Below are 13,026 nucleotides of genomic sequence, written 5' to 3' on the forward strand. Positions count from 1 at the left end.
GCTGGCTCATGCCATCGCCTCCTCTCGTGCGGTGGCGTCGTCCTCGTCGAGCGACGAGATGACGTAGCGGTAGTGGTCGTTGGTGGCCATCAGCTCCGAGTGGGTGCCGACGGCGGTGACGACGCCGTTCTCCATCAGCGCCACCCGGTCGGCGAGCGTCACGGTGGACGGCCGGTGGGCGACGATCAGCGACGTCGTCTCGGCGAGGACCCGGCGCAGACCGGCCTCGACCCGCGCTTCGGTGTCGACGTCGAGCGCGGACAGCGGGTCGTCGAGGACGAGCACCGACGGCCGGGCCGCGATCGCACGGGCGAGCGCCAGTCGCTGCCGCTGCCCGCCGGAGAGGGACAGCCCCTCCTCGCCGACGCGGGTGTCGACGCCGTCGGGCAGGTCGTCCACGAAGGACGCCTGGGCGATGTCGAGGGCCTCGCGCATGACCGCTTCGGCTTCGTCCCCGGACAGGTCCGGGCGCCCGAGCAGGACGTTGTCCCGCACCGTCGTCGAGAACAGCGTCGCGTCCTCGAAGGCGACGCCGACGTGCCGGCGCAGTTCTTCCCTCGTGAGGTCGCGGATGTCGACGCCGTCGATCGTCACCGAACCGCCGGTCACGTCGTACAGCCGCGGCACGAGCGACAGCAGCGTGGTCTTGCCGCACCCGGTCAGGCCGACGAGCGCCATCGTCTCGCCCGGGTGCAGCTGCAGCTCGACGCCGTTGATGAGGTCCGGGTACTGCGGTGCGGAGTCCTGGTAGCGGAAGTGCACCCCGTTGAAGGACAGCGCGCCGTGCGGCTCGGCGATGGTCTTCGGCGACTCGGGGTCGGTGATCGTGTTCTCGGAGTCCATGACCTCGAAGAAGCGGTCGACCGCCGTGCGGGTGTCGAACGTCATCGAGAGCAGGAACCCGATCGACTCGATCGGGAACCGGAGCACCGTCGCCGTCGCGAAGAACGCGAACAGCTGGCCGACGGAGAGCTCGCCCTGGCTCGCCAGCCAGATGCCCGCGAGCAGGCACAGCGCGAACGCGACGTCCGGCACCAGCAGCAGCCAGAGCCAGATGCCGGCGATCGCCTTGGCCTTCTCGATCTCGGTGCCGCGCAGCGCCTCGGCCTGCTCGCTGAACTCGTCGAGCTTGTACCGGCCGCGGCCGAACGCCTTGAGCACGCGGATGCCGTGCACGGACTGCTCGACGCTCGTGGCGAGGTCACCGACCTGGTCCTGGCTGCGGCGCGCGACGACCGAGTACCGGCGTTCGAACAGCAGCCCGTTGATCCACAGCGGGATCGACGCGATCAGGAACACCAGGCCGAGCAGCCATCCGAAGGTGAACAGCACGACGAAGCCGACCACGATCGTCACGATGTTGACGACGAGCAGGACCACGCCGAACGCCAGCCAGCGGCGGATCAGCGACAGGTCGGAGACCGAGCGGGACAGCAGCTGCCCGGACTCCCAGCGGTCGTGGAACGCGACCGGCAGGTCCTGCAGCTTGGCGTACAGCGCGTTCCGCATGCTGGTCTCGATGCGGGTCGACGGGCGCATCACCAGCCGGCGGCGCGAGGCGATGAAGAACGCCTCGAGCACACCGAGGGCGAGCACGCCCAGGCCGGCGGGCCAGATCTGTGCGGAGTCCTTGGAGGACAGCGGCCCGTCGACGAGCCACTGCAGGACGTAGGGGATCGCGAGCGCCACCAGCGAGGCGCCCATGGCGGCGAACATGCCGCCGATGATGCGCCCCTGGTAGGGCTTCACGAAGGGGTAGATCCGAGCGATCGCGCGGAAGGTCGAGGGGCGGTCAGTGGACGGGCGCGCCTGGTCTGGCGTCTTGGACATGGGGTTGCGTCCTCGTGCGTCGTGCCGGGACCCCCGGGGCCGACCGCTGCTGTCGCAGCCGCCGGTCTGGAGGCTCGGTGTCCGTTGCGTGGTGGTCGTCGGCCGAGCGGGCCGGTCGCGTCTCGGACCGGCCCTCGCCCTGGTCGGGCGGGTTCCGGTGTCGACGTGGCCGCCCGCCGCCGCTCGTGCGGCGTCGGTTCGGTCGGAGTGCACCGGGGGACGATCGTCCCCCGGGTTCAGGCGTGGGCTCGCGCGGGCCCGTGCTCGTCGTCACCGCTGGTGTCGCGGTGACTCGTCGCGTGCTCGTCGCCGTCGGTCGCTGCCGACGGCTCGTCGCTGGCTGTGGGAGGCAGCCCTACGCGGACAGCGGTGCCGTGACGGCGGGCGCACCCTGGAACGGGTACGGCGCGACGGCCGCGTGCGCGGGACGCGGGCGTCCGCCGCGTGCACCGCCGAACGGTCGTGCGTCGGGAGCGGTCCCCACGAAGAGCACGAGACCCGCACGGGCAGCCGTCGCCACGGTTCCGGTCGTCGTGTTCATCGTCACTCCAGTCGTCGTCTTCGTCACCGTTGTGTCCGCGGTGCCGCCGGCCCGTGTCCGTGGTGGACGGGGCCGTCGGCGTGCCTGTCGCGGAGCCTTACAGACTATTCAGAGGAAGTCACAGCGCGCAACAGGTTTCTTCAGATCAGTGGAAGAAGTGTCGCTCGCCGGTGAGGTACATCGTCACCCCGGCGGCCGTCGCCGCGGCGATGACCTCGTCGTCACGGACGCTCCCGCCGGGCTGCGCGACGGCACGGACGCCCGCGTCGAGGAGCACCTGCAGGCCGTCGGCGAACGGGAAGAAGGCGTCCGACGCGGCGACCGATCCGGCGGCGCGGTCACCGGCGCGGTTCACCGCGAGGTGGCACGAGTCGACGCGGTTCACCTGGCCCATGCCGACACCGACGCTCGCGCCCCGGTTCGCCAGCAGGATGGCGTTCGACTTCACCGCGCGGCTCGCCTTCCACGCGAAGGCGAGGTCGGCGAGGGTCTGCTCGTCGGCCGGTTCGCCCGCGACCAGGGTCCACGTGGACTGGTCGAACGTCGTGAAGCGGTCGGCGTCCTGCACGAGGAACCCGCCGGAGATCTGCTTGACCTCCCGCGGGGCGAGCGCGAAGTCGGCCGGCAGCGTGAGCAGGCGGATGTTCTTCTTGCGCGAGAGGATCTCGATCGCCTCGGGGTCGAACGCCGGCGCGACGACGACCTCGGTGAAGATGTCCTTGACCGTCTCGGCCATGGCGACCGTGACCGGGCGGTTCGCGGCGATCACCCCGCCGAACGCGGACAGCGGGTCACAGGCGTGCGCCGCGGCGTGGGCGGCGGCGATCGGGTCGGCGGCGTCGGCCGGGGCGATCGCGATGCCGCACGGGTTGGCGTGCTTGATGATCGCGACCGCTGGCTCGGCGAAGTCGTACGCCGCGCGGACCGCTGCATCGGCGTCGACGTAGTTGTTGTACGACATCTCCTTGCCGTGCAGCTGCGTCGCCTGGGCGATCCCGGTGCCGTCGGCGGCGGTGTACAGCGCCGCGGCCTGGTGGGCGTTCTCGCCGTAGCGGAGCGTGGCGGCGAGGTCGGCGCCGAACGACAGGTGGTCGTCGAAGGTACCGGGCGTCTCGATGTCGCCGGCGGTGGTCGGTGCTGCTGCGTCCGCCGCCACGACGTCGCTCGCGAAGTAGCTCGCCACCGCGGTGTCGTACGCGGCGGTGTGGGCGAAGGCCTGGGCGGCGAGGCGCTTCCGCAGCTCGAGCGTGGTGCCCCCGGCGCGGACGGCCTCGACCACCTCGGCGTAGGACGCCGGCGACACGACGATCGCGACGTTCGGGTGGTTCTTCGCCGATGCACGGACCATCGCCGGGCCGCCGATGTCGACGTTCTCGACCACGGTCGCGGTGTCGGCGCCGGAGGCCACGGTCTCGACGAACGGGTAGAGGTTCACGACCACGAGCTCGAACGGCTCGATGCCGAGGTCGGCGAGCTGCTGCTCGTGCGACTCGAGGCGGAGGTCGGCGAGGAGCCCCGCGTGCACCGACGGGTGCAGGGTCTTCACCCGGCCGTCGAGCGACTCCGGGAAGCCCGTGACGCTCGACACGTCGGTCACCGCGTACCCGGCGTCGCGGATGGTCTGCGCCGTCGAGCCGGTCGACACGATCTCGACCCCGGCGTCGGCGAGGGCGCCCGCGAACTCGAGCAGCCCGGACTTGTCGCTGACCGAGATGAGCGCCCGCCGCACGGGGACGGTGTCCCGGTCGCGGTACAGGCTGGGGTCGGCTGCGTGCACGCTCATGCGCTCGGGGTGCCCTTCAGGTCGGTGGTGCCGTTGGCGATGTCGAGGATGGTCTGGATGAGCAGGCGCCGCTCGACCGGCTTGATGCGGTCGTGCAGCGTCGACTCGGTGTCGCCCGGCAGCACCGGGACGCGCTCCTGGGCGAGGATCGGACCGCTGTCGACGCCGTCGTCGACCTGGATCACGCTCGCGCCGGTCTCCGTCACCCCGGCCGCGAGGGCGTCCCGCACGCCGTGGGCGCCGGGGAACTCGGGCAGGTACGCCGGGTGGGTGTTGATCACGGCCGGACCGAACTCCGACACCACGGCGGGCGGCAGCAGGCGCATCAGACCGGACAGCACGAGGAGGTCCGGGGTCCACGGTCGGATCTGCGCCGCGAGCTCCGCGCCCCACTCGGCGCGTGAGTCGAACCGCGAGAACGGGACCGTGAAGGTCGGGATCGAGAACTCCTCGCCGAGGCCGAGGCCCTCGGCGTCACGGTCGGCACCGATCGCGACGACCCGTGCGGGGTACTCGGCGTCGAGGGTCGCGTCGAGCAGGGCCCGGAGGTTCGAGCCGGCACCGGAGATCAGGACGACCAGTTCGAGCACGGGACAACCCTACCGGGAGCGCTCGCGGTCGCCCTTCGGTCGACGCCACCACGGCAGTTCGTCCTCGGGGATCTGGTCCGTGGCGTCCCACCGCGGCTGTGTCGCGGGCGCGGTGACCTCGGGCGCGGGTGCAGGGTCGTCGGCGTCGTCGTCGTCCCGGCCGGCGACGAACTCCTCGGTGCTCCAGGGGAAGGCCGGCTGCGCCTCGGTCCCGGGCGCGGTCGGCGTCGGCGCTGCCGTCGGTCGGGGCTGGTCGCGCTCGGCGTCGGCACCGGTGACACGGTCTCGCAGCTCGCCGGCGCGATCGCGGACGCCGCCCGCGGCGCCGCGGAGCCGGTCGCGGATCGCGCCGACCCCACCGCGGGCGGCGGGAGCGGGGCGATCGTCGACACGTTCGGACGCGACGACGTCGGTGCGGGCCCAGTCGGGCAGCTCGACGTCGGCGTCCGGGTCGGGTTCGCGGTCGGGCCGGGAGGCGCGGCTCGGCTCCGTCGGTCCGCTCGGCTCGGGTGCGGGGCTGCGTCGTCGGTCGCGCGCGTGGTCGTGGATCGGCTCGGTCACCTGGTCGGTGACGTTCGCCGAGTCCCGGGCCGCGCCGGCGTCCGCTGCCTCCTCGCCGGTGTCCGTCGGACGTGGTGCCCCGTGGGTCTCCTCGACGACGAAGCGGTGCACGTCGGTGGTCCGTCCGGCACCGGCCTGGTCGAGCGCGGCGAGCAGCGAGCCCTCGCGACCGGTGTCCTCGGCGTCCGTCTCGTCCTCGGCCTCGTGCCAGCGCTCACGCGTCCAGCCGCGCTCCGGCAGCCGCACCAGGTCGCTGCCCGCCGCGAGCGCGACGACGGCCGGCACCCCGACCTCGAGCGCCGCGAAGGCGCCGACCAGCAGGGCGTGCGGTCCGACCTCGGCCAGACGACCGGGACCGAACGACCCCGACGTCAGCCAGGCGACCATCCCGGTGAGGACCCCGGCGACGACGCCCGCCGCGACCCCGCCGAGCGCTCGGTGCAGGGCGGAGTTCGCGGTCCCCAGTGCCTGCACGAGCCGCGGTCGCAGGAGCCCACCGACGGCGAAGCCCGCGAGCACCGGCACGAGCACCCAGACGAGGCCGAACGCGTGCCCCGATGCCGGGAGCGCACCGAAGACCGGGATGCCCGGGATCGGTCCGAGGACGGTGCCGATCGGCGACACGCTCGACCCGGTGCCGATCGCGAAGCCCGGGCCGACCAGCCACGAGGTCGCCCACCCGACGAAGTCCGGCAGGAACGCGAGCTGCCCGACGGTGAGCGCGATACCACCGACGACGCCGGCGTGCGAGCGTTCGTAGAGCGCGATGACCTCGGCGAAGGAGCCGAAGAGCAGGAAGGCGACGACGATCCCGGCCACCGCGATCACCGCTGCGGTCGCCGCCGTGCCGGCGCGGAGCCCGAACGCGGCCACGGCACGCCAGGCCGCCGGGACCCGGTCCAGCTGGTCGAGCAGCCGCTGCGTCACCGGGTCCGCGGGGAGTCCCCGTCGACGACGGCAGACCTCGGAGGTGACCAGTGCCGGGATGCCGAACCAGAGCGCCGGCAGCACCACCGCCTGCCAGAGCACGGGCACGGTCGCGGCCGACCGCGAACTCAGGGCGACGGCGAGTCCGAGGGCGGCGACGACGGCCGTCCCGACGAGCAGGCCGATCGTGCGGTGCTCGGTCTCGGCGAACCGCCGTCCGGCGCGACCGGCGAGCCAGGCGGTGACGATCGCGAACCCCAGCGCCGCGAGCGTGACGTGGATCGGGTCGGTGGCACCGCTCACCCCGGAGGACTTCGCGAGCGCGGCCCCGAGCAGGAACGAGACGTCGACACCGTGGCCGATGAGCCAGACGCTGCCCGTGGCCTTCCAGAACACGTCCCAGTCGATCTGGAGTCCGTACTCGAAGCCCCAGAGCAGCGTGAGCGGCACGAGGGCGATCCCGAGGCCGACGCCGACCGTCACGACCGCCTCGATCGCGGCGAGCAGTGCGGTTCCCAGGCGGTTCATCCCGGCCAGGGTACGTGCTGGCGGGCGGGAACGACGGGAGGCACGGCGCGAACCCGCACCGTGCCTCCAGTCCGAACCGTGTCGGACGCGAGCGCTACTTGCTCGCGACGACCTCGCGCAGCAGCGCGGCCGTCTCGGACGGCGTCTTGCCGACCTTGACGCCGGCGGCCTCGAGCGCCTGCTTCTTCGCCTCGGCGGTGCCGGCGGAGCCGGACACGATCGCGCCGGCGTGGCCCATCGTCTTGCCCTCGGGGGCGGTGAAGCCCGCGACGTAGCCGACGACCGGCTTCGTGACGTGCGCCTTGATGTAGTCGGCCGCGCGCTCCTCGGCGTCGCCACCGATCTCGCCGATCATGACGATCGCCTCGGTCTCGGGGTCGGCCTCGAACGCGGCGAGCGCGTCGATGTGCGTCGTGCCGATGACCGGGTCGCCGCCGATGCCGATGGCGGTCGAGAAGCCGAGGTCACGGAGCTCGTACATCATCTGGTAGGTCAGCGTGCCGGACTTCGACACGAGACCGATCGGGCCCTTGCCGGTGATCGTCGCCGGGGTGATGCCGACGAGCGACTCCCCGGGGGTGATGATTCCGGGGCAGTTCGGACCGATGATGCGGGTCGTGCCGCCCTTCGCCTTCGCGTGCGCCCAGAACTCCGCGGAGTCCTGCACGGGGATGCCCTCGGTGATGACGACGACCAGCGGGATCGAGGCGTCGATGGCCTCGAGCACGGCGTCCTTCGCGAACGCCGGCGGCACGAAGACGATCGAGACGTCGGCACCGGTGGTGTCGATGGCCTCGCGGACGGTGCCGAAGACGGGCAGCTCGACGTCACCGTGGGTGACGGTGGTGCCGGCCTTGCGGGCGTTCACGCCGCCGACGACCTGGGTGCCGGCCTTGAGCATGAGCGCGGTGTGCTTCGTGCCCTCGCCGCCGGTGATGCCCTGGACGATGACCTTGGAGTCCTTGTTGAGGAAGATCGACATTGTTCTGAGCGCTCCTTACGCCGCGGCCGCGGCGAGCTCGGCGGCCTGCTCGGCCGCATCGTCCATGGTCGCGGCGACGGTGACGAGCGGGTGCGCTGCCTCCGCCAGGATCCGGCGACCTTCTTCCACGTTGTTGCCGTCGAGGCGGACGACGAGCGGCTTGGTGGCCGCGTCGCCGAGGATGCCGAGCGCGGCGACGATGCCGTTCGCGACGGCGTCGCAGGCGGTGATGCCGCCGAAGACGTTCACGAAGACGCTCTTCACCTGCGGGTCGCCGAGGATGACGTCGAGGCCGTTGGCCATCACCTCGGCCGAGGCGCCGCCGCCGATGTCGAGGAAGTTCGCGGGCTTCACGCCGCCGTGGCGCTCACCGGCGTAGGCGACGACGTCGAGCGTCGACATGACGAGCCCCGCACCGTTGCCGATGACGCCGACCTGGCCGTCGAGCTTGACGTAGTTGAGACCGTGGGCCTTCGCCTTGGCCTCGAGCGGGTCCTCGCTCGCGGTGTCCTCGAGGTCCTTGTGGGCCTCGTGCCGGAAGTCGGCGTTCTCGTCGAGCGAGACCTTGCCGTCGAGCGCGAGGATCTGCCCGTCGCCGGTGCGGACGAGGGGGTTCACCTCGACCAGGGTGGCGTCCTCGCCCTTGTAGACGTCGTAGAGCTTCACGAAGACGTCGGCGACCTGGTCGCGGAGCGCCTCGGGGAAGTTCGCCTGCGTCGCGATGTCGAGCGCCGCCGCCTTGTCGATCCCGGTCAGCGGGTCGACCTCGACGCGGGCGAGGGCCTCGGGCTTCTCGACCGCGAGCTGCTCGATCTCCATGCCGCCCTCGACGCTGGTGAGCGAGAGGTAGGAGCGGTTCGCCCGGTCGAGCAGCACCGAGAAGTAGAACTCCTCGGCGATGTCGGCGCCCTGGGCGACCATGACGCGCCCCACCGTGTGGCCCTTGATGTCGAGGCCGAGGATCGCCTGCGCGTGCTCGAAGGCCTCGTCCGGGGTCTTCGCGACCTTGACGCCGCCGGCCTTGCCGCGACCGCCGACCTTCACCTGGGCCTTGACGACGACGACTCCGCCGATCTTCTCGGCCGCTGCCTTCGCCTCCTCAGGGGTGTCGGCGATGATCCCCTGCAACACGGGGACGCCGTAGGACTCGAAGAGGTCCCTGGCCTGGTACTCGAAAAGATCCACGCTGTTCTTCTTCCCGCACGGTTCGTGCGATCGGCATCGGTTACCCGGTCGCCACACTCCACATCGAGGGTCGCTCGATGTCGAGACAACGGCCGACGGCCAGCCTAGCGCCGCCACGTGGACGTCCGGTGCGCGCACTGACCGCCCGGTTCCCCAGGGAGCGCTCGGCACGGTGGTCGGGATGGACACCGCACTCCGTACCCGCGCCGCCGACGTGTTCGGCTGGACCCTCCGCCCCGAACAGGAGGCCGTCGTCGACGCCGTCCTGGACGGTCGCGACGCCCTCGCCGTGATGCCGACCGGATCCGGGAAGTCCGCGATCTACCAGGTGGCCGGGCTGGCGCTCGACGGGCTCGTCGTCGTGGTGTCGCCGCTCGTGGCGCTGCAGGAGGACCAGGTCGTCGGGCTGGAGGACCACCCGGACGCCCCACGTGCCGTGACGGTCAACGCGACGCACTCCCGCCGCGACCTCGACGACGCGTGGGAGGCCGTCGACGACGGGTCGGTCCGGTACGTGTTCCTCGCCCCGGAGCAGCTCGCGAAGGACGACGTCGTCGAACGCCTGAACGCCGTGGGGGTGTCGCTCGTCACGGTCGACGAGGCCCACTGCGTGTCGTCGTGGGGCCACGACTTCCGGCCGGACTACCTGGTGCTCGGCGAGGTGGTCGAGCGACTCGGCCGGCCGCCGGTGCTCGCGATGACCGCGACCGGGTCGTCACCCGTCCGGACCGAGATCGTCGAGCGGCTCGGGATGCGGGACCCGCTCGTCCTCGCCACCGGGTTCGACCGCCCCGAACTGCGGTTCGAGGTGGTCCGGCACGAGGACGACGAAGGCAAGCGCGAGGCCGTCGTCCAGCAGGTCGTCGGGCTCGAAGGAGCCGGCGTCGTGTACGTCGCCACCCGTGCCGAGACGCTGGTGTACGCCGACGACCTCGTCGAGAGCGGCCGCCGCGCCAAGCCGTACCACGCGGGGCTCCGCGCGCGGGACCGGGAGGCCGTTCACCACGCCTTCCTCGACGGCGAGATCGACGTCGTGGTCGCCACGAGCGCGTTCGGGATGGGGATCGACAAGCCCGACGTCCGGTTCGTCGTGCACGCGGACGTCCCCGAGTCCGTGGACGCCTACTACCAGGAGGTCGGCCGGGCCGGCCGCGACCGCGATCCCGCACTCGCGACGCTGCACTACCGTGCGGAGGACCTCGGCCTCCGACGGTTCTTCGCTGCCGGGCGCCCCCGGCCGGCGTCCCTCCGCGCGGCGTTCGACGCCGTGCCGGCCCGGGGTGCGCTCGCCCGCTCGGAGCTCGCGGACGCCAGCGGCCTCTCCGCCCGGACGGCCGGTCGGTCGGCGAACGCGCTGGTCGACGCCGGCGTGCTCACCGACGACGGGGACGGGCTCCGGCGTGCACCCGGCGGACCACGCACCGCCGCGTCGGCAGCCCGTGCGGCGGCGGACCGGGCGGCGGAGCGTGAGCGCATCGAGGAGTCGCGGATCGCGATGGTGCGCGGGTACACCGAGACGGACGAGTGCCGCCGCCAGTTCCTGCTCGGGTACTTCGGCGAGACCCTGTTGGAACCGTGCGGGAACTGTGACACCTGCTCGTCCGGGTCCGCCGCGGATGCACACGCCGCCGCCGGGTTGCACGACACCGAGTGGCCGCCGGACGCCGCGGTCGAGCACGCGGAGTGGGGACGCGGCACGGTGATGCACACCGAGGACGACCGGCTCACCGTCTTCTTCGAGTCGGCCGGGTACCGCACGCTCGCGCTCGCCGACGTGACCGAGCGGCACCTGCTCGAACACGTCTGACCGAGCCCGGGCGGGGAAGGCGCGGTCGCTCGACCACCCGTCGGCGACCGCGCTCCACTCCCCCGAGCACCGCGAGTGTGCACCGTGGGTGTGACCAGCCGGTGTCCGGGAGGTAAACGGGTCCCGGCGGTGCGTCTGTCGGACAGGCGTCCCCCGGACTGTGCGGGCCTTTCGACGTCGGCCCGGGTACGCAGGACGCCGGGCCGGGAGACCGCTGGCCCACGACGAGAGGACCCCCATGACCAAGGACGTCAACCAGGCCGCGCAGGAACGCCTCGGCGGCATCATCGCGGACCGCGCCTTCGACCGCTTCGGCGAGGTGTGGGCAGAGGACGTGGTCGACCACGACCCGGCTCCCGACCAGGCTCCGGGCCTGGCTGGCATCGTCGACTTCTGGCGCGCCTTCACCACGGCGTTCCCCGACCTCGAGCTCGCGCCCGACCCGCTGATCGTCACGGACGACTTCATCACCGCGGTCTTCACGATCCGCGGTACGCACACCGGCCGGTTCCAGGGCCACGAGCCCACCGGGCGGACGTTCGAGGTCCGCGGCATCCAGGTGTCGAGGTTCCGCGACGGCAAGATCGTCGAACGCTGGGGTGCGACCGACGAGCAGGGCCTCGCGCAGCAGCTCCGGCTCGACGGCCAGCAGGACGCGTAGACAGGACCGGTAGCGGAACCGACGAGAGGAATCACCATGAGCGACCCGGGCACCACCCCCGACGACGGAACCGACGCGTTCCGCGACGACGACGTGGACACCGAGCACGTCGGACCGTACGAGTCCGACACCGCCGAGGAGTCCCTGGAGACCGTGACGAACGACGCCGTCGCGGGCGAGACCGTCGAACCGCAACCCGGCGACGGGACGGACGACGGCCCGACCGGCGGCGCACCCGGCGAGGGCGCCCCGGACCTGTGGGAGCACGACGACGAGGACCGCCCGGACCTGGGCAACGACCTCGGCGTGAAGCCCCTCTGAGCACGGAGCACGGGTGCACGGAGCACGGCCCGGTACGATCGGGCCGTGCTCCGTCGCGTCCGTGCCAGTGTCCGCCGGCTCCCCGCGGTCGCACGGCTCCTGGCGATCGCCGCGCTCCTGCTCGTCGCGGCCGCCGCGCACACCGGCGTCCGTTCCGGCGTGACCGCGTGCGGCCCCGGGACGTACGGACCGCCGTGCGGGGCGAACCTGGTCTGGCTCCCCCTGGCCGTCGCCGGTGTGCTGCTCGCCGTGGTCGCCGGTTCCCCCGGCCACCTCTGGCCCCTGCCGGCGATGTGGTCGGTCGCGTCGACGATCGCCGCCGCGACGGGACCCGTGGGCAGCACGGCGTTCCTCGTCCTCGCGCTCGTGGGCGGGACGACCGCGCTCGTGGTCGCGATCGCCGTCGACGTGACCCCGCGTGTCCGCGCGCGGCGTCGCAGGGCCGACCGGTGAGGCGCCGCCGGACGGGAGGCACGGTGCCGGACGTGCGCCGCGCCTCCCGTCCGCCGTCCGGTCGCGTCGCGGACCGCGACCTGCGTCGGTTCCTCGCCGACAGCACGCCGGTGGTGGCGGGCGGCCGCGCGATCCTGCTGCAGATCGCCGACCCGGTGGTCGCGGCGGGGGTCCGCCGGCACTCGGACTTCGCGCGTCGGCCGCAGCAGCGGCTGGCCCACACCCTGATGTTCGTGTACGCCGTCGTGATCGGCAGCGACGCCGACGCTGCCACCGCGGCCTCCTTCGTGCACCGAGCCCACCGACCGGTCGCCGGCGCCGACGACGTGGACCGGCAACTCTGGGTCGCCGCGACCCTGTACGACTCCGCGATGCGCGCCCACGAGCTGTTCGGCGACCCGGTGGACGGTGCGCGTGCCCGTGCCGTGCTCGACGCCTACGCCCCGATCGGCACGGCCCTCCGTGTGCCGGCGGACCGGTGGCCCGCCTCGGTGGACGCCTTCGAGCGCTACTGGGCGGCGGAACTCGAGCGGCTCGAGGTGACGGACGACGCCCGCGGGGTGGTCCGCGACCTGCTGCATCCGCGCTTCGCTCCGCTCTGGGTGCGCGCGGCGATGCCGCTCGTGCGGATCATCACCGTCGGCATGCTGCCGGGTGGTCTGCGCGAGCAGTACGGCTTCGCGTGGGGGTCGAGCGAACAGCGCCGGTTCCGACGGGCCGTCCGGCTGGTGCGGGGCGTGCGAGCGGTCGTCCCGGGCTGGCTGGTGCGACTCCCGGGACCGCTGCTGCTGCGGTCGATGCGGAACGCTGCGGACAAGTACTTGTCACACTGACAAATACCGTGGTACGGTCAGTTC

The 13,026-nt window shown here is 72.6% G+C and carries 12 protein-coding genes; 5 read left to right on the forward strand and 7 right to left on the reverse strand.

Annotated features, from left to right (window positions below):
* Positions 1-6: 6 nt before the first annotated feature.
* From ACRQ4B_RS01085 to sucC, 7 genes are all read right to left on the reverse strand, one after another.
* Positions 7-1,830 carry an ABC transporter ATP-binding protein gene (locus ACRQ4B_RS01085; protein ID WP_439692884.1) on the reverse strand — a complete coding sequence of 608 codons (1,824 nt, stop codon included), beginning with the start codon at positions 1,828-1,830 and terminating at the stop codon, positions 7-9.
* A gap of 355 nt (positions 1,831-2,185) precedes the next feature.
* Positions 2,186-2,371, reverse strand: a complete 186-nt coding sequence (locus ACRQ4B_RS01090; protein ID WP_439692885.1) for a hypothetical protein — start codon at positions 2,369-2,371, stop codon at positions 2,186-2,188.
* A 145-nt stretch (positions 2,372-2,516) separates the two neighbouring features.
* The gene (gene purH / locus ACRQ4B_RS01095; protein ID WP_439692886.1) at positions 2,517-4,154 is read right to left on the reverse strand and encodes a bifunctional phosphoribosylaminoimidazolecarboxamide formyltransferase/IMP cyclohydrolase; all 1,638 of its coding nucleotides are present in this window, start codon (positions 4,152-4,154) and stop codon (positions 2,517-2,519) included.
* On the reverse strand, positions 4,151-4,744 hold the full coding sequence (gene purN, locus ACRQ4B_RS01100) for a phosphoribosylglycinamide formyltransferase (protein WP_439692887.1): 594 nt from the start codon (positions 4,742-4,744) through the stop codon (positions 4,151-4,153). Before purN ends, purH begins: the two co-directional genes overlap by 4 nt.
* A gap of 9 nt (positions 4,745-4,753) precedes the next feature.
* A complete protein-coding gene (locus tag ACRQ4B_RS01105) occupies positions 4,754-6,760 on the reverse strand; it encodes a cell division protein PerM (RefSeq protein WP_439692888.1) in 2,007 nt (668 codons plus the stop codon).
* A gap of 94 nt (positions 6,761-6,854) precedes the next feature.
* Positions 6,855-7,742, reverse strand: a complete 888-nt coding sequence (gene sucD, locus ACRQ4B_RS01110) for a succinate--CoA ligase subunit alpha (RefSeq protein WP_439692889.1) — start codon at positions 7,740-7,742, stop codon at positions 6,855-6,857.
* Between the two features lie 15 nt (positions 7,743-7,757).
* Positions 7,758-8,927, reverse strand: coding sequence for an ADP-forming succinate--CoA ligase subunit beta (sucC, locus tag ACRQ4B_RS01115; RefSeq protein ID WP_439692890.1), 1,170 nt, complete (start codon positions 8,925-8,927; stop codon positions 7,758-7,760).
* 181 nt (positions 8,928-9,108) lie between these two features.
* On the opposite strand from sucC, the gene ACRQ4B_RS01120 reads away from it, so the two are divergent.
* The 5 genes from ACRQ4B_RS01120 (at position 9,109) to ACRQ4B_RS01140 (ending at position 13,002) form a co-directional block, all read left to right on the forward strand.
* On the forward strand, positions 9,109-10,734 hold the full coding sequence (locus tag ACRQ4B_RS01120) for a RecQ family ATP-dependent DNA helicase (RefSeq protein WP_439692891.1): 1,626 nt from the start codon (positions 9,109-9,111) through the stop codon (positions 10,732-10,734).
* A gap of 238 nt (positions 10,735-10,972) precedes the next feature.
* Positions 10,973-11,395 carry an ester cyclase gene (locus tag ACRQ4B_RS01125; protein ID WP_439692892.1) on the forward strand — a complete coding sequence of 141 codons (423 nt, stop codon included), beginning with the start codon at positions 10,973-10,975 and terminating at the stop codon, positions 11,393-11,395.
* Positions 11,396-11,431: 36 nt separating this feature from the next.
* Complete coding sequence (locus tag ACRQ4B_RS01130; protein ID WP_439692893.1) at positions 11,432-11,716, forward strand: hypothetical protein; 285 nt, start codon at positions 11,432-11,434, stop codon at positions 11,714-11,716.
* A gap of 45 nt (positions 11,717-11,761) precedes the next feature.
* Complete coding sequence (locus tag ACRQ4B_RS01135; protein WP_439692894.1) at positions 11,762-12,169, forward strand: hypothetical protein; 408 nt, start codon at positions 11,762-11,764, stop codon at positions 12,167-12,169.
* A 32-nt stretch (positions 12,170-12,201) separates the two neighbouring features.
* Positions 12,202-13,002, forward strand: a complete 801-nt coding sequence (locus tag ACRQ4B_RS01140) for an oxygenase MpaB family protein (RefSeq protein WP_439692895.1) — start codon at positions 12,202-12,204, stop codon at positions 13,000-13,002.
* Positions 13,003-13,026 lie beyond the last annotated feature (24 nt).

Source organism: Curtobacterium sp. SP.BCo (assembly GCF_051903265.1).
Classification (GTDB): Bacteria; Actinomycetota; Actinomycetes; order Actinomycetales; family Microbacteriaceae; genus Curtobacterium.

Excerpts from the sequence above, each read along its gene's own strand:
- ACRQ4B_RS01085 (WP_439692884.1), bottom strand. The coding sequence starts at position 1,830 with ATGTCCAAGACGCCAGACCAGGCGCGCCCGTCCACTGACCGCCCCTCG.
- ACRQ4B_RS01090 (WP_439692885.1), bottom strand. The coding sequence starts at position 2,371 with ATGAACACGACGACCGGAACCGTGGCGACGGCTGCCCGTGCGGGTCTC.
- purH (WP_439692886.1), bottom strand. The coding sequence starts at position 4,154 with ATGAGCGTGCACGCAGCCGACCCCAGCCTGTACCGCGACCGGGACACC.
- ACRQ4B_RS01105 (WP_439692888.1), bottom strand. The coding sequence starts at position 6,760 with ATGAACCGCCTGGGAACCGCACTGCTCGCCGCGATCGAGGCGGTCGTG.
- sucD (WP_439692889.1), bottom strand. The coding sequence starts at position 7,742 with ATGTCGATCTTCCTCAACAAGGACTCCAAGGTCATCGTCCAGGGCATC.
- ACRQ4B_RS01120 (WP_439692891.1), top strand. The coding sequence starts at position 9,109 with ATGGACACCGCACTCCGTACCCGCGCCGCCGACGTGTTCGGCTGGACC.
- ACRQ4B_RS01125 (WP_439692892.1), top strand. The coding sequence starts at position 10,973 with ATGACCAAGGACGTCAACCAGGCCGCGCAGGAACGCCTCGGCGGCATC.
- ACRQ4B_RS01130 (WP_439692893.1), top strand. The coding sequence starts at position 11,432 with ATGAGCGACCCGGGCACCACCCCCGACGACGGAACCGACGCGTTCCGC.